Genomic DNA, 20,571 nt, shown 5'->3' with positions numbered 1-20,571 from the left:
TTAATTCATCTTAGGATTAACAAATTGCCACAGCAAATCGAATAAGTCTGTTGCCAACATGCCGCGTGTCCCTCGTTGTGCCGCCACGGCATCGGCTGCTGCGCCGTGCGCGACACAACCTGCACAAGCCGCATCAAACAACGCCAGTTTTTGTCCCATTAGCGAGGCGATAATGCCGCTGAGAACATCACCCATCCCGCCTGTTGCCATCCCGGCATTCCCTACATCAGCAAAAGCTATCTCACCCGCTTCGCTGGCGATTATCGTTCCTGCGCCTTTCAACACGGCCACCCCGCCGTAACGATTCACGAGTTCCTGTGCGGCATGTAAGCGGTCACTCTCAATTTCACTGGTCTTAATTCCCAGCAGGCGCGCTGCTTCGCCAGGGTGTGGCGTAATAATGCGATTCTGACGTTTCTCTGCACTGATTGCCAGCAGGTTAAGTGCATCAGCGTCCCAAAGCATGGGCTTTTCACTCGCAGCAACACTTTTCAGCGCCTTCTTACCCCATTCACGCTGCCCTAATCCTGGGCCAATCGCAATCACATCAGCCCATTCCAGGGCCTCCTTCAACCGTTCATCCGTCAATTCATCCACCATGATTTCCGGGCGGGCGGTCAGAATGGGGGTTATATTATCTTTGTGAGTAAGTACTCGCACTAAACCGCTGCCGGTGCGCAGCGCTGCTTCTGACGTCATGCGAATTGCGCCCGCAGTTCCCGCATCGCCACCGACAACCAACAAACGTCCCTGGCTGCCTTTATGTGAGGTAGGTTTACGGGGTTTCAACCAGTGTGACAGGAAGCTGACGTCATAACGCGCCATGGGCGCCAATTCGCCCGACAGAAAGGTGCTGAGCCCTAAATCGGTGTAATGCAGTTCGCCAGTATAGTCGCGGGCCTGGCCCGTAATTTGGCCTGGTTTCAGCGCAATCACGCTTAAGGTGTGGGTTGCATCAATGACTTCGCCGGGCGCTCTGCCGTTGGCGGCCAACAATCCAGACGGCATATCAACAGCCAGAACCGGCGCGGCATGCGCATTTGCCAGCCGGATAAGCGCTGCGTAGGGTTCCGCTGGCGCACGATTAATGCCGGTGCCCAGCAGTGCATCGACAATCACATCCACCTCTTCCGGCCACGCTGCATCGGCGGCATGGATTTCACCACCCGCCTCAAGCCAGGCATCACGCGCTGTCTGTGCCTCTTCGGGAAGCGCTTTGTTGCCTTCGCAAGCCAGCAATGTGACCTGCTTACCTGCCGCCTGTGCCAGACGCGCGACCACATAACCATCGCCACCGTTGTTCCCATGACCACAAAGAATCAACCAGCGCTGAGCTTCAGGCCAGTACATTTTGATATGTTCATAAGCAGCCTGACCGGCACGCAACATCAGTTCATATAAGGTAATGCCGAGCGTATCGGCCCCTTTACGTTCAAGCTGTGCCAGCGCCTGCGCAGGCCAGACAGAATATGGTATACTGCGGCTGTTTTTCTTCGAATCCTGGTTGCTCATGTCATACCCTCTCGATCTTCATCAATTCGCTCAGCAGATTAAACAGTGGGGCCTGGAACTCGGCTTTCAGCAGGTCGGCATTACCGATACCGATCTCAGCATTGAAGAGCCGCGCCTGCAAGCCTGGCTGGAAAAGCAGTATCACGGCGAGATGGACTGGATGGCGCGCCACGGCATGATACGAGCCAGGCCGCACGAGCTGTTGCCCGGTACGCTGCGCGTCATCAGCGTCCGCATGAATTACCTTCCGGCAAAAGCTGCCTTTGCCAGCACGCTGAAAAATCCCCAGCTGGGTTACGTTAGCCGTTATGCTTTAGGACGTGATTACCACAAAGTATTGCGCAATCGACTGAAAAAGCTCGGAGAAATGATCCAGACCCATTGCGGCGAGCTTAATTTTCGCCCGTTTGTTGACTCTGCGCCCCTGCTTGAACGTCCACTGGCCGCCAAGGCTGGACTGGGCTGGACCGGCAAACATTCACTGATCCTCAACCGCGAAGCCGGTTCCTGGTTTTTCCTTGGTGAGCTACTGATTGATCTGCCATTGCCGATAGATGCGCCACAGGAAGAAAATTGTGGACGTTGTGTTGCGTGCCTGACGATCTGTCCGACTAACGCCATTGTCGAACCGTATGTGGTTGATGCGCGCCGCTGCATCTCCTACCTCACCATTGAACTGGAAGGTGCGATACCGGAAGCGCTCCGTCCTTTAATGGGTAACCGGATTTACGGCTGCGATGATTGTCAGTTGATCTGCCCATGGAACCGCTACGGACAACTCACTGACGAAGCTGATTTTTCGCCACGCGCTGCGCTACATGCGCCCGAGCTAATGGAACTTTTTGGCTGGGACGAAGCGAAATTCCTGCGTATTACCGAAGGCTCGGCTATTCGTCGAATCGGACATTTACGTTGGCTGCGTAATATTGCTGTGGCGTTAGGTAACGCGCCCTGGTCAGCACGCATCGTCCCAGCCTTGCAGCAACGTCTGGGAGAACATAATTTACTGGATGAGCATATTGAATGGGCGGTATTACAGCAGCAGAAGAAGCGTGAACAGCTTGTCATCGAAGTACAGCCCGCTCAGCAAAAACGGTTAGTACGTGCAGTTGAGAAAGGGTTACCGCGTGATGCATGATTGAACAATAATGGTGTTGAAAGCTTTTCCACACCTTGTGTATAAAAATAAAAAGCCGTTGTCATTCAACTGACATAACATTAGCAAGCGGGTTAATTAACAAATTGAAATATTCTCATTATCTTAATATTCAATAAGTTAAGATGTAATTGTGTTTTTTTAAGAACTGGGCTATCGCTTTGCTTAATGTTGAAAACTGTGGATAACTCTGTTTAAAACAATTTTGTAGATCTGCCGGAAGGGCATAAATGACGGTGTGCGGCGTTGTGGATAACCTTCAGGGAAATTTTAACGGCAACAACCGTTAACGCCTGAATAAAGCGCTGATTTAACAAAATCAAAAAATCTGGAGCGGGAAACGAGACTCGAACTCGCGACCCCGACCTTGGCAAGGTCGTGCTCTACCAACTGAGCTATTCCCGCAAAGAAGGATACTGCTAAAACAAATCTGGAGCGGGAAACGAGACTCGAACTCGCGACCCCGACCTTGGCAAGGTCGTGCTCTACCAACTGAGCTATTCCCGCAAAGAGGATACTGCTAAAACAAATCTGGAGCGGGAAACGAGACTCGAACTCGCGACCCCGACCTTGGCAAGGTCGTGCTCTACCAACTGAGCTATTCCCGCGCCTTGTACCGTTAATAAAATCTTCACCGGTACGGGGTGCGCATTATACGAGAAAACGTTGCTGCTGCAAGAGCCTGAAAGCAAAATTTTACGCTTTCGATGCGTTTGCCGATTAAATCAGCAACCTGGCGATTTCATGCGCACCGCCTGCCACTAAAGCTGTAAAAAATGTTCGCGGTAATAAACCAGCTCGGCGATCGACTCACGAATGTCATCCAGCGCCTGATGCGTCCCGGTTTTTTTGAAACCCGGCAGAATGCCCGGCTTCCAGCGACGCGCCAACTCTTTTAGCGTGCTGACATCCAGATAACGGTAATGGAAGTACGCTTCCAGTTCCGGCATATATTTAAATAAAAAGCGGCGATCCTGACCAATGCTGTTGCCACAAATCGGCGACGTATTGGCCGGAACCCACTGTTTCAGAAATTCAATCGTGGCCCGCTCTGCCGCACGATCGTCAAACTGGCTGGCTTTGACGCGTTCCACTAAGCCGCTGTTAGTATGGGTGCGCACATTCCAGTCATCCATTAATGCCAGCTGTGCGTCTGACTGATGCACCGCCATCACTGGCCCTTCTGCCAGAACGTTTAAATCGGCATCGGTCACAATAGTTGCGATTTCAATAATGCGATCGCGTTCCGGATCGAGGCCCGTCATCTCAAGATCAATCCAAATCAGATTATTTTCATTTCCCGTCGCCATGCTGTTTCCTGCCGTTGCTGTAGTCGTCATTCATTGTAATTAGGGTGTATCATAGACGTTTTGCCCCGTGGGGCGAAGCCTGGTACGAAACCGGACAAGAAAGCGTGTGAGGATGAGTGAGTAAAAATAAACTGTCAAAAGGTCAACAACGTCGTGTCAGCGCCAACCACCAGCGTCGTCTCAATCAGCGGAAAGATCTGCCGGAAGCTGACGATAACCTGTTTGGTGAAGCTGCGGATGGCGTGGTGGTCAGCCGCTTTGGCATGCATGCCGATGTCGAAGACAGTGCTGGCATTGCCCATCGTTGCAATATCCGTCGTACCATCCGTTCGTTGGTCACTGGCGATCGCGTAGTCTGGCGCCCTGCCCACAGTGGCGGAAAAGGGATCGTCGAAGCGGTGCACGAACGCAGCAGCGTGTTAACCCGCCCGGACTTTTACGATGGCATTAAGCCTATCGCCGCTAATATCGATCAAATCATTATTGTTTCGGCAATTCTGCCGGAACTGTCGCTCAATATTATTGATCGTTATTTAGTCGCCAGCGAAACGCTGAATATCGAACCGCTGTTAGTGCTGAATAAAACCGACCTGCTGGATGAAGAAGCGCGAGCCTTTGTTGATGAGCAGATGGATATTTATCGCAATATTGGCTATCGCGTATTGATGGTGTCCAGCCGGGCGAAAAATGGCCTTGATGAATTACAGGCAGCGCTTAACGATCGTATTAGTATTTTTGCCGGTCAGTCCGGTGTAGGGAAATCCAGCCTGCTGAATGCCCTGCTTGGCCTTGATCGCGAGGAAGAAACGGCGATCCTCACTAACGACGTCTCTGATGTCTCCGGCCTCGGCCAGCACACCACCACTGCGGCGCGTATGTATCACTTCCCCAACGGTGGCGATGTGATTGATTCACCGGGCGTGCGTGAGTTTGGTCTATGGCACCTTGAACCGGAACAAATTACCCGCGGATTTGTCGAATTCCGTGAGTTTCTGGGCGATTGCAAGTTCCGTGACTGTAAGCATGGCAACGACCCTGGCTGCGCTATCCGCGAAGCGGTAGAAGAAGGTAAAATCGATATTTCCCGTTTCGATAACTATCATCGCATTCTGGAAAGCATGGCGCAGGTGAAAACACGTAAAAACTTCGCCAGCGAGGATTAACGGCTGGTATTCGCCATCTGGCCGGGGCGCTGTTACAATCCGCCCCCTTTTCTAAATGTCGCGATAAATAGCCAGGAGGCTAAGGTGTTTGATCGTTTAAAACTCGGCTTGAATCATATTCTCCCGAAAAAATGGCTGACTGAACTTGCCGGTTGGGGTGCCAGTCGCCGCGGTGGTTGGTTGACCAAACTGGTCATCGACATCTTCGTCTGGTTTTACAAAGTCGACATGACGGAAGCGCGTAAGCCTGATACCGCCAGCTATCGCACCTTTAATGATTTCTTCGTGCGCCCACTAAAAGATGACGCGCGTCCGGTTGAGCCCGACGCCAACCTGCTCGTCCTGCCTGCCGATGGCGCAATCAGTCAACTGGGCCGCATCGAAGGGGATCAGATTTTCCAGGCTAAAGGGCATCACTACACCATTGATGCACTGCTGGCCGGTAATGAGCAGATGGCAGCGCAGTTTCGCGATGGCGAGTTTGTTACGACGTATCTGGCACCGCGTGATTACCATCGCGTACACATGCCATGTAACGGTATTCTGCGCGAAATGATTTACGTGCCGGGCGATCTCTATTCCGTAAATCCTCTGACGGCGCGCAATATTCCCAACCTTTTTGCCCGTAACGAGCGTGTTATTTGCTATTTCGATACCGATATTGGCCCCATGGTACAGATCCTGGTAGGTGCCACCATTGTCGGCAGCATCGAAACTGTCTGGGCGGGCACGATTACGCCACCGCGTGAAGGGGTGATTAAGCGCTGGCATTATCCGGCTGCTGATGACGAAGGTGCCGTCGTGTTACTAAAGGGCCAGGAAATGGGCCGTTTTAAGTTGGGTTCTACCGTCATTAATCTGTTTGCGCCGGGTCGCCTGAAACTGGCAGAAAGCCTGGAGGCCGAAAGCAAAACGCGTCTGGGCCAACCGCTGGCAATGGTGCTACCGCTGGCAACTGATATTCCTGACGTAACCGTCAATTAAATTGAGTATTCCCCGTGCGTTCGATTCTCTTCTTGCTGCTGAGCTTATGGCTTAGCACGTCAGCGTTGGCGGCCAGTGTGCCGGAAGCCAGCCAGTTAAAACAGCAGCTGGAAGAGGTGAAAGCCGCTAAAAGCTCGCCAGTGCAGGCGGAACAGATCCAGTCGCTCGAAGCCGCACTTAATTTCCTTTCTGAGCGCGATAATTCTCAGGAGCGGGCAAAGCAGTATCAACAGGTCATTGATGATTTCCCGCGGCTCGGGCGTGAACTGCGCCAGCAAATCGCCTCGCTAAACGATAGTCCTAAACCGGTCCGCAGTAATATGAGCAGCACCGAACTGGATCAGGAGATCCTGCAGGTCAGCAGCCAACTGCTGGAAGAAGGACGACAGGCGCAGCAAGAACAGGATCGCGCCCGCGAGATCAGCGATTCGCTGTCTCAGCTGCCACAACAGCAAACCGAAGCACGCCGTGCAATGACGGAAAGTGAGCGTCGCTTACAAAGCGCGGATACCGGTGGTGCCGCCCCACAATCTCAAACGCAATTAGCGGCACATCAGGCAGAAAATGCCGCTAATAAAGCACGCGTCGATGAGCTGGAGCTGGCGCAACTGTCAGCCAATAATCGTCAGGAACTGGCGCGTATGCGCGCTGAAGTTCATCAACGCAAAGCAGCCCAGCTGGATAACTATCTACAGGCGCTGCGCAATCATCTTAACGATCAACGTCAGCGTGAAGCTGAACTGGCGTTAGCGCGAACTGAGCAACTGGCGGAAAACAGCGGTGATCTGCCTCCGGCAATCAGCGATCAATTCCGCGTTAACCGTGAACTTTCCGGCGCGCTAAACCAGCAGGCGCAGCGTATGGATTTAGTGGCTTCCCAGCAACGTCTCGCCACCAATCAAATCATTCAGGTACGTCAGGCGCTTACCACGCTGCGTGAACAGTCACAATGGCTGGGTGCCTCAAGCCTGTTGGGGGAAGCGTTACGTGCTCAGGTGGCGCGGTTGCCGGATATGCCTAAATCCCAGCAGATCGATAATGAAATGGCGCAGCTACGCGTACAGCGTCTGTATTACGAAGATCTGCTGGGACGTCAGGACGCATTGCGCACAAAGCATCAGGCTAATGGTCAGCCATTTACCAGTGAACAGAAACGGATACTTGACGCCCAGCTGAAAACGCAGGGCGAGCTGCTTAATTCGCTGATTTCGGGCTGTGATACGTTGATCCTTGAGATTACCAAATTAAAAGTGGCGAACACGCAGTTGCAAGACGCACTGACGGAAGTTAAAGACGCAACGCATCGCTACCTGTTCTGGACCGCCGATGTCAGCCCTGTCAGCCTGAGCTACCCGCTGGATCTGGCGAAAGATCTGTCGCGCCTGCTGTCACTCGACACCCTGGGTCAGCTTGGCAAAGCGCTGGCAATGATGTTTACCAGCCGAACCACGGTGCTGCCTATCATCGGCGCTGTTTTACTGGTGGGGTTCAGTATCAGCTCACGTCGCCATTACCATGCGTTTCTTGAACGATCGGCGGGTAAGGTGGGTAAAGTGACTCAGGATCGCTTCCGCCTGACGATTCGCACCGTGTTTTGGTCGATTCTGGTATCACTGCCATTGCCCGTGTTGTGGGGCGCGCTGGGGTACGGTTTACAAAATGCCTGGCCTTATCCTATTGCAGTGGCGATTGGCGATGGCATCACCGCCACGCTGCCCTTGCTGTGGGCGTTTATGATCAGCGCCGCGTTTGCCCGTCCAAACGGTTTATTTATCGTGCACTTCCGCTGGCCGCAAAGCCGCGTTGCACGTGCGATGCGTTATTACACGCTGAGTATTGGCCTGATTGTCCCATTGATTATGCTGCTGATCGCTTTTGGTAATCTGGAAGATCGCCAGTTTTCCTCATCATTAGGTCGTCTGTGCTTTATCCTGATTTGCGGCGCGCTCAGCCTGGTTACGGTTAGCCTGAAGCGTGCCGGTATTCCGCTTTATCTGGATAAAGAAGGCAACGGCGAAAACATCATTAACCGTATGTTGTGGAATGTGATGATTGCGATTCCGCTGCTTGCTGCCTTCGCCTCGGCGATTGGTTATCTGGCAACCGCGCAGGCGCTGCTGGCACGTCTGGAAACGTCGGTGGCAATCTGGTTCTTACTGCTGATTATCTACCATATTATTCGTCGCTGGATGTTAATTCAGCGTCGGCGTCTTGGCTTTGATCGTGCGCGGCAACGCCGTGCCGATATGCTGGCAAACCGTGCGCGTAGTGAAGAAGAGAAAGAACAAGCCCCGCAGAATGTGGATGCGATCGAGATAGAAGAGCCGGTGATCGATCTCGATGCAATTAGCGCGCAATCACTGCGGCTGGTGCGTTCGCTACTTACGCTGGTTGCGCTAGTGTCAGTGATTGTGTTGTGGTCGGAGATTCACTCCGCCTTCGGCTTCCTTGAAAATATTCACTTGTGGGACGTCAACTCGTCGGTACAGGGCGTAGACAGCATACAACCGATTACGCTTGGCTCGGTGTTGATTGCGATTCTGGTGTTTATCATTACCACTCAGCTGGTACGCAATATGCCCGCGCTGCTGGAACTGGCGCTGCTCCAGCACCTCGATTTAACGCCCGGCACCGGTTATGCCATTACCACGCTGACGAAATATTTGTTGCTGCTGATCGGTGGACTGCTCGGTTTCTCGCTGATTGGCATTGAATGGGCGAAACTGCAATGGCTGGTAGCTGCGTTGGGTGTAGGTTTAGGCTTTGGTTTGCAAGAGATCTTTGCCAATTTTATCTCTGGCCTGATTATTCTGTTTGAGAAACCGATTCGTATCGGCGATACCGTTACTATCCGGGATCTCACGGGCAGCATTACCAAAATCAATACTCGTGCCACTACCATTACGGACTGGGACCGCAAAGAGATTATCGTGCCGAACAAGGCGTTTATCACCGAGCAGTTTGTTAACTGGTCATTGTCAGATTCGGTCACGCGCGTGGTACTGACTATTCCGGCACCCGCTAAAGTGAATAGTGAAGAAGTGACGAATATTCTGAAGCAGGCCGCTGAGCGTTGCAGCTATGTGTTAGATACCCCGCCGCCGGAAGCATTTCTGGTTGATTTACAACAAGGGATACAGCTATTTGAGCTGCGTATTCACGCGGCGGAAATGGGACACCGTATGCCGCTACGTCATGAACTGCATCAGCTGATTCTGCAAGGCTTTGACCAACACGGCATTGAAATGCCCTTCCCCCCGTTCCAGATGCGTATGGAAACGCTGGGTAAGAAAGCGCCTGCAACTAACGGCACGCCCGCTACGCGCACCTTTAAATCGGGCGGCCTGTAAACAAAACGACAGCGCCCGGACATGCCGGGCGCTTTACCGTTTACCTTTCGCTTACTGCTTCACAAACTCTTCGCCCTGCACAATATCTTTCTTCAGCGTCTCAAGCATGTTATGCAGAGCCTGCTGCTCAAAAGTGCTTAATGTACCAGGCGAATTGCGTTCTACAACGCCATTTTTGCCCAGCAACAACGGTTGCGAGAAGAAGCGTGCATATTCGCCCTCTCCTTCCACATAAGCACATTCCACCACGTTGGCATCACCCTGTAACGCCCGCACCAGCGATAAACCAAAACGTGCCGCAGCCTGCCCCATCGATAATGTCGCTGAACCGCCACCTGCTTTGGCTTCCACCACTTCAGTCCCGGCGTTCTGAATACGTTTGGTTAAATCCGCGACTTCCTGATCGCTAAAGCTGATGCCTTTAACCTGAGAAAGCAGCGGCAGGATGGTCACACCTGAATGGCCGCCAATCACCGGTACTTCAATCTCATCCGGCGACTTGCCTTTCAGTTCAGCCACAAAAGTATTAGCGCGAATAATATCCAGTGTGGTAACGCCAAACAGACGATTTTTATCGTAGACGCCATGTTTTTTCAGAACTTCCGCAGCAATCGCCACGGTGGTATTAACCGGGTTAGTGATCACACCGATCAGCGCTTTTGGTGCCGTGCGGGCAACCTGGTCAATCAGATTACGCACAATGCCGGCATTCACATTAAACAGGTCGGCGCGGTCCATGCCGGGTTTACGCGCTACGCCAGCCGACATCAATACCACATCGGCGCCCTGTAGCGCAGGCGTGGCATCTTCGCCGCTAAATCCCTGAATTTTCACAGCGGTAGGGATATGACTGAGATCGACCGCGACGCCCGGCGTTACCGGGGCAATATCATAGAGAGAAAGTTCTGAACCTGCAGGAAGCTGCGTTTTGAGTAAAAGTGCAAGCGCCTGGCCAATACCGCCAGCAGCACCGAGAACGGCAACTTTCATTCTTAACTCCTTATTAAGGTGGGCAGAGAAGAGCCGAAATTCCATCTGTGTCAGACCTTAATCAACTGCTCAGGCGATGACAATTATCCGCGCTTATTTTACGTAATGACGCGCTTAAGCGCTGGATTCTATCCTTACTTATCATCTTATTCCTGAATGACCGGCAATTTTTTTGCCGTCTGCAGACAGAGAACAGCTATATTCGTTATCTGTTGTTGCATCTCCTATAGTATAACAATTTTACAACCTTTGCCCCGATGCGTACCCAGGCAGACTTTTTGGTCTGCTCATTATTCTTTGCTATTATTCCCGCCCGCTAACCGGCTTCTCCTGCTCGATTTTCAATCAATTGCATAACCATTCATTATTATGCATAATAATCGTTATGCCGTGGGCCGAATCCCGGTTATTCCCCTTTTTTATTGGATGCCTATGCGAAACCCATCAAAACAAGACGATCTGATCAAAGCGTTCAAAGCTTTATTAAAAGAAGAAAAATTCAGTTCCCAAGGTGAAATTGTTCAGGCATTGCAGGATGAAGGCTTCGAGAATATCAACCAGTCCAAGGTTTCTCGTATGCTGACCAAATTTGGCGCAGTGCGAACCCGTAACGCCAAAATGGAGATGGTTTACTGTTTACCCGCTGAATTAGGTGTGCCAACCACGACCAGCCCGCTGAAAAATTTGGTGCTGGACATTGATTACAACGATGCATTGATAGTGATTCATACCAGTCCCGGCGCGGCGCAATTAATTGCGCGCCTGCTGGATTCGCTGGGAAAATCAGAAGGCATCCTTGGCACCATTGCGGGTGATGACACCATTTTCATTACGCCCGCACGGACCTTTGCGGTTAAGCAGCTGTACGACGCTATTCTGGTTTTATTCGAACAAGAGCTATAAATCCCGCTTTGGCTACCGGCAGTTAACCTGCCGGTTACGCTTTATCCCTCTTCGCATCCGTCAGAAAAAAGCAGCCTTTTTCCGCTTAAATTCAACGGTTTACTTCACATCCCTCATTCGTGTTGAAAAGTAAAATATTGGTCATACCTTTTGGTAAACTCTACCATCATCGATATATTGCACTGGTATAAATGCTAGAATTAGCTTCTTCTGTCAGGCAAAAAACAATTACCAGCTATATCCACCTGGATTTTTCGCACAAAAAGATAAAGTGACGTATGTCACTGTTTTAACATCAAAATAACTACTAATGGTCACTTTATCACCGGTTTTTATAACGTCCGGTTATTAAAACCAGCTATAAGGTTAAAGAATCACAAAAAAACATTATTAGCAGAGTATTAATTTCTGACGTTATTATTTATATACTTATTTTCGTGATGCAAATCACACCAACTAAAAGATAAAAACAGACGACGAGGATATATAAATGAACGTTAAAACGACTATCGCCACCCTGAGCATTCTGTCTGCATTGTCATTCGGTGCTGTTGCAGCAGATTCTATCAATGCTGCCCAGGCGCAAAATATGCAACCTGTAGGCACCGTGAGTGTTAGCGGTATAGCTGGCTCACCAATGGATATTAATCAGAAGTTGAGTGATAAAGCCGATCAGCAAGGCGCAAAAGCCTATCGCGTCATTGAGGCTTATAACAACGGTAACTATCACGCGACTGCCAAACTGTATAACTAAGTTTAAATGAACCCGATAACTGGTAACTGGCGGCCTTTTTGAAGCGCACGCATGCACTTCGGGTTGCCGATACCAAATTTCAGGAGAATGCCCATGAAAACTAAATTGATTTTTGCCGTACTGAGCCTGGCTTCCGTTGTTTCATTTGGTGCCAGCGCCGCCAGCCTGGTTACCAATACACAGGCGCAGAAAATGAATCTGCAACCCATGAATCAGACTATCAGCGTCAGTGGTCGCGAAGGCGATCAGACAAATATTCGTGAAGTGCTTTCTCAGAAAGCCGATGCGCAAGGGGCCAGCCACTACCGCGTCATCGAGAATAATCAGGACGACACTTACCACGTAACCGCTGAGCTGTATAAATAATTAACCGATCCGGCGCATGGCGCCTGGTAAACATCGACGACCCGCTTTACCTTCGAAATCCGAAGGTTGTTGATTGTAATAAGGAGACGAATTATGAAAATCAAAACAACCCTCGCTACAATGAGCCTGCTTTCAGTTATCGCATTTGGCGCTTCTGCCGCGCAATTGGTCACTGGGCAGCAAGCAAAAAACATGCAGCCTGCGGGTACAGTAACGATTAGTGGTACTGCTGGCGCGCCGATGGATTATCGTGCGGAGCTTTCTCAGAAAGCCGATGAGCAAGGCGCCAGTGCTTACAAAGTGATCGAAGCACGTACCGGTGATAATTATCACATCACCGCTGAGCTTTATAAGTAATTCCTCGTCAACTGATAGACGAACCCTTTGGCTCCGCTCGCCGGAGCCCTTTTTCGTGTTATTTGATATTGAAATGGAGCTGACCCTCCAGCTCCTCTTCCGCTTCATCAAACAACAAAATCAGCGCACCGTAGCGCCTCTTCTGCCCCTTTCCAAGGTTCACGAACTCAATTTCCAGTGGCATTGGCAATGTTTCACTCGTGACGATACTCCACAGCCCATCCAGATCGCAGATACGCCGATCGTCTATGGCAAAGCGTTCGCTGAACTGGCGAAAAAAATGGGCCTGATCAACGATTTCATTGAAGTCAAAACGCTCGATTTTCATGTGAACAGCTCCCATCTTCCTGCTTTGGGCGACATTCTTCGCCGCCCGTTGATGTGAAACTAGTTTAAGCCGCCCAAATGTAATGCTTTAATTTCCAGATACTCTTCTATACCGAGTACTGACCCTTCGCGTCCCAGCCCTGACTCTTTTACACCGCCAAACGGTGCCAACTCGGTCGATACCGCACATTCGTTAATGCCGATCATGCCGCTTTCCAGCGCCGCTGAAACGCGGAATACGCGCTGCAAATTCTGCGTATAGAAGTAGGCTGCCAGGCCGTAATCGGTTTCATTAGCGCGACGGATGACCTCTTCTTCATCATCGAAACGGAAACAAGCAGCCACCGGACCAAAAGTTTCCTCCTGCGCCAGCTGCATGTCCTCATGCGCGTCAGCAATCACCGTGGGTTGCCAGAAATTGCCGCCCAACGCATGGCGGTCGCCGCCTGCCAGCAGTTTGCCGCCTTTGGCTACTGCGTCTTTAATATGCTGTTCCACCTTTTCCACGGCGGATTTTTCGATCAGCGGCCCAACAATTACCCCCTCTTCCATACCATTACCGACTTTGAGTTTTTTCACTTCATCGGCAAGTTGATTCACGAAACGGTCATAGATGGCGTTGTGAATATAGAAACGGTTAACGCTAACGCAAACCTGCCCGGCATTACGGAATTTGTTGGCAATCGCACCTTTAACGGCTGCGTCAATGTCCGCATCGTCGAAGACGATATAAGGTGCATTACCGCCCAGCTCCATCGACACTTTCTTCATTGTCTCGGCGGCATTACGCATCAGCAATTTGCCGACTTCAGTAGAACCGGTGAAGGAAATTTTGCGTACAGCTTTGCTGGCCATGATCGCGTCGCTGATGGCATGCGTGTCGCCTGCAACGGCATTTAATACGCCGTCCGGCACGCCGGCTTTTTTCGCCAGCGCCAGCAGCGCAAACGCACTCAGAGGTGTGTTGTTGGCGGGTTTGATAATCCCCGTACAGCCCGCAGCCAGTGCCGGGCCTAGTTTGCGCGTCAGCATAGCCATCGGGAAATTCCACGGTGTGATAGCCGCAACCACGCCAATCGGTTCACGCGTAGCAAGAATGCGTGATCCCGCTTTAGCCGGTGGGATGATTTCGCCATTAACGCGCTTGGCCTGCTCGGCAAACCACTGGATAAAACTGGCGGCATACTCTACTTCACCTTCCGCTTCTTTTACCGGTTTGCCCTGTTCGGTGGTCATCAACTGGCCGAGCCAGTGTTTATTTTCAATCATCAGCTGATACCAGCGATTCAGGATTTCGGCGCGAGCTTTGGCCGTTTTCGCCCGCCAGGCAGGAAAGGCCCGTTGCGCAGCCGCAATTGCCTGTTCGGTTTCGCTTTTACCGGCTTTCGCTACCTGCGCGATAACTTCGCCAGTGGCTGGATTGGTTACGTCAAAGGTCGAAGCGGCGGTGTGCCATTTGCCGTCGGCTAAGTAGCCAGTTTGAAAAAATTCGCTGTCTTGTAGTGAAATACGCATTCATTTGCTCCTGTCAGATTTACTTTTCGTCAGGAAAGTATAGTTGGCAAAAGCGACAGGTTTTGTGACGGGAAGGCATTGCACAGGCCGCTGCTGAACACAGCGGCCAGATTTAGATTTGAAGTAGGGTATTTTGGTATTTACTCAACATGTCTGCCAGACGTTTAACCGGCTCTGTGACGCTGACAGGCGCCTCGTAATGCATCAGCTTTTCCTGATAAACGTCCAGTTCTTTCAGCAAGCGTTCGAAATAGTGACGACGTTTGTCATCGCTTCCGGCGGAAATGACCCGATCTGCGGTGTAACGAAGCTGACGATGGAAAGCCGACAAATCGGCATTAATCGGTACTTCCGCGTTGCGTAAACGTTGGTGACCGATAATCAGCGTCAGCGCGATACGGTATTTATCTATATCGCCAGGAAACAAATTCAACAGCAGAAATAGCTGCTGATAGAGTGCAGGCAGATGATTTTCACGACGACGCGCCTGATTGGTGGTCATTGCCGACACTGCCGCATACATAAAGCGGTTCAGTAACTTACGGCCAGTGCGCGCTTTCGATTTATCACGAATCAGCAGGATCACGGTCATTGCCACGAAGCAACCGATAACCTGCCCTAACACATTGTCGAGGAAAACATTGAACTGGAACTGCATCGGATTATCCAGCACCAATACGTTGATGCTGCCGATCAATGCACCCAGCGTTCCGAGCTGGCGGCGCTGAACGAAGATGCCGCCGATAAAGCCCAGCAAACCGATGGCGATACACAATAACAGGGCGCTCTGCTGCGTGGCGGGCAACACATACATAAAGTAAAGCGCGCCAAGCGGCACGGCCACCGTCATGCCATACAGAAAATCTTTCGCCATCATCAGCGGGTTCGGCATACGCATCGCCAGCGCAGTAATTACTGCCAGCATGACCATGCAACCACTGCCAGACGTCCAGCCGGTATATAGCCAAAACAGCGAGCCCAGCGCGGTAGCCACAAAGGTACGAATACCATTGATCGCAGCGTGATGAGTTTCAGCCGAACGCGCCTGAATCACCACTTCACGCTGTAAAATTTCCTCTTCGATCGTCGTAATCCGGCTATTACTTCGGATACCATTGATCAGCAGTAAATATTCCGTTGCTGCGCCGACCCAACTTGCCAACGTTAGCGGTGAGGTTTTGCTACTGATGCCGAGCACCCGGCGCATAATCTTCATGCGCTTATGTACGTCATCAACATTTTCAACATCTTTTTCAATCAGCAAACGATACTGTGCGGCAATGTAATCAGGGCGTGTATTCTGGATAAGAAAGGTTTCTGCCGCCTGGGTTATCAGCGTCAGCGATAAGGTGTTGAGCATTTGCAGACGGCGATTAGCGTTCTGCCAACGCGAGGATTCCATCATGAGCTGGCTGCGCATGTTGTTGAGGGCAGTCGTGCGACGAACCAGCTCTGCCCATGCCTTATCCACTTCTTCTTTATTACTATGCGCGACGCACAGTTGCAGCAATTTGTAATGCGCCACCAGCAGCGAATCCATTTCCTGATCGATCACTTTCTTAATCGATCGCGGCGAGAAGATCATATCAGCAAGGATCGCGCATAAAATTCCTAAAACGATTTCGCTACAACGCTCAACCGCATATTGCGGTGCCAGCATCAGGCCGCCGCTGGCATCTGCGGTCACCACAATAATCAACGCGGTGTAACCGGCTAAACCGAGCGCGTAGGAATTTTCAACTTTAATCAGTGAAGAAAGCCAGACGCACAATCCGGCCCATATGCAGCACAACAGCAACATAACAACCGGTGCGCGTACTGTGGCAATCATGATAGTAAGCGCCGCAATACAGCCAATAAAAGTACCGATAATGCGCAAAATACCACGATAGCGCAGCGCGCCTGAATAAGGATCGCCACCCGCCGCAAAAGCGGTACCACCCGCCACGATCCCGGCGGTCATGACTGCCCAACGCGGCGTTTCAAGATTCAGATGAAAGCCAATCATCAGCGCTGCTACCAGCGCGAAGCATAGCTTTATCGGGAAACGCAAAAATTCGATCATAACGCTTAGCCAAACTCACGCAGGCGATTAAACAGCCGGGTCATCGGCGAGACGTTAGTGTGCTGCCGATCGTTTTTACCTGTAATCACCACCGTGGCGGTGGTGCCTGCCGGGAAGCGGTTACCCGGTTGCTGATCAAGACGAATACGCACCGGCACACGCTGCGCCAGACGTACCCATTCCAGATTCGAATCTATGGTTGCCATGCCTTTGGTGTCCACTGAGCTGCTGCTGTTAGTCACACCCGCCGCTATGCTGTCAACCGTGCCGTGCAGTACCATATTGCTGCCCAGTGGCGTAATTTCAGCGCGAAAGCCTGGCCGTACACCCCGTAATTTGGTTTCTTCCAGATAGGCCAGTACATAGAATGAACGCTGCTGTACCAGCGCAACCGCCACCGAACCGCGTGTAATGTATTCCCCTTCGAACACATTGAGATTCGTTACCCAACCGTCGGACGGTGCTTTGATCGTAGTGCGGTCAAGGTCGATTTTCGCCAGGTCACGCGTGGCGACAGCTTTCGCCAGCTGGTGCTCACTGGTTTGCAAATCATTGTTTGCTTGATCAATAGCTTCACGCGACATTGCTGTCGTGCCCAACTTATTGCGACGCCCTGCTTCACGACGTTTCTCACTGACCAATGCCTGATAATACTCAACGTCAGCCTGGGCTTCATCTAAGGCTTTTTGGTAGCGTGGGCGATCAACGACAAACAGCGTGTCGCCCTTTTTCAATAACTGGTTGTCGTGGATCGGTACATCCGTGATTAAACCGGTGACATCAGGCGATATCGCCACAATATCAGCAGCAAATTTAGCATCACGTGTCCAGGGCGATTCGGTATAGAACACCCAGGCGCGGAAAATAATGACGATGGCGATGATGACCAGCAGGATGGTAATCGCGTATCGCGCGATTTTTCTTATGAGCGCTTTCACTTAAACCTCAGACAAATAGACGGGATACAACATAAAACACACAGCAGTAAAGCGCTGTGTTAAAAAGTGCCGGATGCCAGACAAGATCATAAATACCGCTGGGCGTCAGCACGCGTTTCACTAACCAAAAAAGCATGAGTGAAATGATCAATTCAATGAATACGGGCGGGAAAGAGAGCCCAAACACGACAAATACCGGAAGCACACTCATTAGAAATCCTTAGTTCGACCTTGCCGGGATAATCCGTTGCCTGACTGATCGCATCATAATAGTGGCATGACACAACAGTGGGTCACCACATCCGAACCACAGATGGCTTAATAATAGCGTATCATCGGATGACATCAGACAATGAAGAACCACCGGGAAATACCCCGGCGCGCTTATAGTAACGTGCTTAACTATACGTTTTCTACAGAATGTGAACTAAATCACTTTTTAGCCAGAGTAAACAATGGAACGACTAAAAGGCATGTCCATCTTCGCCAAAGTGGTTGAATTGGGTTCGTTTACCGCCGCCGCGCGCCAACTCCATCTTAGCGTGTCATCTATCAGCCAAATCGTTGCAAAACTGGAAGATGAGCTTCAGGTGAAATTGCTTAACCGCAGCACACGCAGCATTGGGCTTACTGAAGCGGGCAAAATTTATTATCAGGGCTGTCGCCGCATGCTGGCAGAAGCGATGCAGGTCCACGAACAGCTTTATGCTTTTAATAACACGCCGATTGGCGTGCTGTGCATTGGCAGCTCTTCGACTATGGCGCAAAACGTACTTGCAGGCATGACCAGCGATATGCTGCGTGAATACCCCGGCCTGAGCGTGAACCTTGTTACCGGTATTCCTGCGCCTGATTTGATCGCTGACGGGTTAGATTTAGTGATTCGCGTCGGCACGTTAAAAGACTCCAGCCTGTTTTCCCGTCGCCTTGGTGCTATGCCGATGGTAGTGTGCGCGGCGAAAAGTTATCTGGCGCAATACGGCACGCCAGAGAAACCCAGCGATATCGACAATTTTGCCTGGCTGGAATACAGCGTGCGCCCCGACAATAATTTTGAACTCATCGCCCCCGAAGGACTGGTGACGCGTTTATCGCCGCAGGGCCGCTTCGTTACCAATGATTCCCTGACGTTGATTCGCTGGCTAAAAGCAGGGAATGGCATCGCCTATGTCCCCATGATGTGGGTGGCTGAAGAGATAAATGCAGGCGAAATCGATATTCTATTCTCGCAATACCAATCCGATCCGCGCCCGGTTTATGCGCTGTATACCGAGAAGGATAAGTTGCCGCTTAAAGTGCAGGTCTGCATCGATTATCTGACAGAATATTTTGAGCAGGTCGCCGAGCAATATCAGCAGCACCGTAAAAGCTAACAACCCGCCAGTTGGCGGGCTGTCAGATGTTTATCAGGCGGTACCGCCGATGGTAAGTTTATCTAGTTTCAACGTTGGCTGGCCTACACCAACCGGTACACTTTGTCCTTCTTTACCGCATACGCCGACGCCTTTATCCAGCGCCAGATCGTTACCCACCATTGAAATCTGTTGCATAGCTTCAATGCCTGAACCGATCAGCGTCGCACCTTTCACCGGCCTGGTCACTTTGCCCTTCTCAATAAGGTAGGCTTCGGAGGTAGAGAACACGAACTTTCCAGACGTAATATCAACCTGACCGCCGCCGAAGTTCGGCGCATACAAACCGTATTCAACGCTTTCGATGATTTCCTGTGGCGTAGATTGTCCCGCCAACATATAGGTGTTAGTCATACGTGGCATAGGCAGATGCGCGTAAGATTCGCGACGACCATTACCCGTTGGATTCATGCCCATCAGGCGAGCGTTGAGCTTGTCCTGCATATAACCTTTCAACACACCCTTTTCGATCAGCACGTTGTACTGCCCTGGTACGCCTTCATCGTCTACCGACAGCGACCCGCGCAGGCCATCAATGGTGCCATTGTCAACCACCGTACACAGATCGGAAGCGACCAGCTGACCCATTTTGCCACTGAATACAGAGGTGCCACGGCGGTTGAAGTCGCCTTCCAGGCCATGTCCAACCGCTTCGTGCAGCAATACGCCCGGCCAACCTGCGCCTAACACCACCGGTAAGGTTCCGGCAGGTGCCGCCACGGCAGACAGGTTTACCAGTGCCATGCGCACCGCTTCACGCGCCCAGACATCAGCACGCACATCGCCGCTTTCGTCGGCAAGGAAAAATTCATAGCCTTTACGCGCACCTCCGCCACTTGAGCCGCGTTCGCGCTTGCCGTTATCTTCCACCTGAACGCTAATGGAAAGGCGTACCAGCGGGCGAACATCCGCCGCCAGCGTGCCATCGGTTGCGGCAACTAACACTTGCTCATATACGCCGCTCAGGCTGGCATTCACTTCCTGCACCCGCGGATCGGTAGCACGCGCAACCTGGTCCACCCGATGAAGCAACGCAATTTTATCTTCACGCGTCAGGCTGTTCAGCGGATCAACAGGTGCATACAGCGAGCGATTAACCACCGCCGACAAGGTATGTGCTTTGCCATTACCTTGCTCACGCACGATGCTGCGCGCCGCTTCTGATGACAAACGCAGCGCATTCAGCGTAATTTGGTCAGCATAGGCGAAACCGGTTTTCTCACCGCTAACCGCACGCACACCTACACCCTGATCGATATGATACGAGCCATCTTTGATGATTTTGTCTTCCAGCACCCAGGATTCGTGAAAGCTGGACTGAAAATAGAGATCGGCATAATCCAGACGACGTTCTGAAAGCTGCCCTAACAGGGAAAAAAGGTCCTGCTGATTAATGCTGTTAGCAGTTAGCAATTGCTCACTTACCAGGTTCAGAGTCATCGTTTCTCACTCATTATGTGCTCGGATAA

Annotated in this window: 18 protein-coding genes and 3 tRNA genes; 9 read left to right on the top strand and 12 right to left on the bottom strand. The window is 51.4% G+C overall.

From position 1 onward, the window contains the following. Positions 1–1,512, bottom strand: a complete 1,512-nt coding sequence (gene nnr, locus H2P46_RS14580) for a bifunctional ADP-dependent NAD(P)H-hydrate dehydratase/NAD(P)H-hydrate epimerase (protein ID WP_193405695.1) — start codon at positions 1,510–1,512, stop codon at positions 1–3. Between nnr and queG the strand changes: the two genes are divergently transcribed. Beyond that, entirely contained in the window at positions 1,511–2,650 is a 1,140-nt protein-coding gene (queG, locus tag H2P46_RS14575; protein WP_193405694.1) for a tRNA epoxyqueuosine(34) reductase QueG, read from the top strand. The two genes, nnr and queG, sit on opposite strands and share 2 nt — an antisense overlap. A gap of 347 nt (positions 2,651–2,997) precedes the next feature. Here queG and H2P46_RS14570 read toward each other — a convergent pair. The 4 genes from H2P46_RS14570 to orn all read right to left on the bottom strand — a co-directional run bounded on the left by H2P46_RS14570 (position 2,998) and on the right by orn (position 3,978). Next, a tRNA-Gly gene (locus tag H2P46_RS14570) sits at positions 2,998–3,073 on the bottom strand. A gap of 26 nt (positions 3,074–3,099) precedes the next feature. Continuing rightward, positions 3,100–3,175: transfer RNA gene (locus H2P46_RS14565), tRNA-Gly, on the bottom strand. 25 nt (positions 3,176–3,200) lie between these two features. Continuing rightward, positions 3,201–3,276, bottom strand: a tRNA-Gly gene (locus H2P46_RS14560). Positions 3,277–3,429: 153 nt separating this feature from the next. Next, complete coding sequence (gene orn / locus H2P46_RS14555; RefSeq protein WP_193405693.1) at positions 3,430–3,978, bottom strand: oligoribonuclease; 549 nt, start codon at positions 3,976–3,978, stop codon at positions 3,430–3,432. A gap of 116 nt (positions 3,979–4,094) precedes the next feature. On the opposite strand from orn, the gene rsgA reads away from it, so the two are divergent. From rsgA to mscM, 3 genes are all read left to right on the top strand, one after another. Further along, on the top strand, positions 4,095–5,141 hold the full coding sequence (gene rsgA, locus H2P46_RS14550) for a small ribosomal subunit biogenesis GTPase RsgA (protein WP_193405692.1): 1,047 nt from the start codon (positions 4,095–4,097) through the stop codon (positions 5,139–5,141). Between the two features lie 84 nt (positions 5,142–5,225). After that, a complete protein-coding gene (asd, locus tag H2P46_RS14545) occupies positions 5,226–6,125 on the top strand; it encodes an archaetidylserine decarboxylase (RefSeq protein ID WP_193405691.1) in 900 nt (299 codons plus the stop codon). A 14-nt stretch (positions 6,126–6,139) separates the two neighbouring features. After that, complete coding sequence (gene mscM / locus H2P46_RS14540) at positions 6,140–9,475, top strand: miniconductance mechanosensitive channel MscM (protein ID WP_193405690.1); 3,336 nt, start codon at positions 6,140–6,142, stop codon at positions 9,473–9,475. A gap of 51 nt (positions 9,476–9,526) precedes the next feature. Here mscM and mdh read toward each other — a convergent pair whose 3' ends face one another. After that, the gene (gene mdh, locus H2P46_RS14535) at positions 9,527–10,465 is read right to left on the bottom strand and encodes a malate dehydrogenase (RefSeq protein ID WP_193405689.1); all 939 of its coding nucleotides are present in this window, start codon (positions 10,463–10,465) and stop codon (positions 9,527–9,529) included. Between the two features lie 432 nt (positions 10,466–10,897). Here mdh and argR point away from each other — a divergent pair, with 432 nt between their 5' ends. The 4 genes from argR (at position 10,898) to yhcN (H2P46_RS14515) (ending at position 12,845) form a co-directional block, all read left to right on the top strand. Then, positions 10,898–11,368: a transcriptional regulator ArgR gene (gene argR, locus H2P46_RS14530; RefSeq protein ID WP_193405725.1), complete on the top strand. Its 471-nt coding sequence runs from the start codon at positions 10,898–10,900 to the stop codon at positions 11,366–11,368. Between the two features lie 490 nt (positions 11,369–11,858). Further along, on the top strand, positions 11,859–12,122 hold the full coding sequence (gene yhcN / locus H2P46_RS14525; RefSeq protein WP_193405688.1) for a peroxide/acid stress response protein YhcN: 264 nt from the start codon (positions 11,859–11,861) through the stop codon (positions 12,120–12,122). A 93-nt stretch (positions 12,123–12,215) separates the two neighbouring features. Then, a complete protein-coding gene (locus tag H2P46_RS14520; RefSeq protein WP_193405687.1) occupies positions 12,216–12,488 on the top strand; it encodes a YdgH/BhsA/McbA-like domain containing protein in 273 nt (90 codons plus the stop codon). Positions 12,489–12,581: 93 nt separating this feature from the next. Continuing rightward, the gene (gene yhcN, locus H2P46_RS14515; RefSeq protein WP_193405686.1) at positions 12,582–12,845 is read left to right on the top strand and encodes a peroxide/acid stress response protein YhcN; all 264 of its coding nucleotides are present in this window, start codon (positions 12,582–12,584) and stop codon (positions 12,843–12,845) included. 58 nt (positions 12,846–12,903) lie between these two features. Here the strand turns inward: yhcN (H2P46_RS14515) and H2P46_RS23020 are convergent, their stop codons facing one another. The 5 genes from H2P46_RS23020 to aaeX form a co-directional block, all read right to left on the bottom strand. Continuing rightward, positions 12,904–13,173, bottom strand: coding sequence for a barstar family protein (locus H2P46_RS23020; RefSeq protein ID WP_238939007.1), 270 nt, complete (start codon positions 13,171–13,173; stop codon positions 12,904–12,906). Positions 13,174–13,232: 59 nt separating this feature from the next. Next, entirely contained in the window at positions 13,233–14,687 is a 1,455-nt protein-coding gene (locus H2P46_RS14505) for an NAD-dependent succinate-semialdehyde dehydrogenase (protein ID WP_193405684.1), read from the bottom strand. Between the two features lie 112 nt (positions 14,688–14,799). After that, positions 14,800–16,752, bottom strand: a complete 1,953-nt coding sequence (gene aaeB, locus H2P46_RS14500; RefSeq protein WP_193405683.1) for a p-hydroxybenzoic acid efflux pump subunit AaeB — start codon at positions 16,750–16,752, stop codon at positions 14,800–14,802. Between the two features lie 5 nt (positions 16,753–16,757). Then, complete coding sequence (gene aaeA, locus H2P46_RS14495) at positions 16,758–17,690, bottom strand: p-hydroxybenzoic acid efflux pump subunit AaeA (RefSeq protein WP_193405682.1); 933 nt, start codon at positions 17,688–17,690, stop codon at positions 16,758–16,760. Positions 17,691–17,697: 7 nt separating this feature from the next. Next, positions 17,698–17,901 carry a p-hydroxybenzoic acid efflux pump operon protein AaeX gene (gene aaeX, locus H2P46_RS14490; RefSeq protein WP_193405681.1) on the bottom strand — a complete coding sequence of 68 codons (204 nt, stop codon included), beginning with the start codon at positions 17,899–17,901 and terminating at the stop codon, positions 17,698–17,700. Positions 17,902–18,145: 244 nt separating this feature from the next. Here aaeX and aaeR point away from each other — a divergent pair, with 244 nt between their 5' ends. Beyond that, positions 18,146–19,063, top strand: a complete 918-nt coding sequence (gene aaeR / locus H2P46_RS14485; RefSeq protein ID WP_193405680.1) for an HTH-type transcriptional activator AaeR — start codon at positions 18,146–18,148, stop codon at positions 19,061–19,063. Positions 19,064–19,096: 33 nt separating this feature from the next. Here the strand turns inward: aaeR and tldD are convergent, their stop codons facing one another. Continuing rightward, the gene (gene tldD / locus H2P46_RS14480; protein WP_193405679.1) at positions 19,097–20,542 is read right to left on the bottom strand and encodes a metalloprotease TldD; all 1,446 of its coding nucleotides are present in this window, start codon (positions 20,540–20,542) and stop codon (positions 19,097–19,099) included. Between the last annotated feature and the right edge of the window lie 29 nt (positions 20,543–20,571).

This window comes from Mixta mediterraneensis (assembly GCF_014946725.1).
Taxonomy (GTDB): domain Bacteria; phylum Pseudomonadota; class Gammaproteobacteria; order Enterobacterales; family Enterobacteriaceae; genus Pantoea; species Pantoea mediterraneensis.
This window is presented reverse-complemented; position numbering and strand designations above follow the sequence as displayed.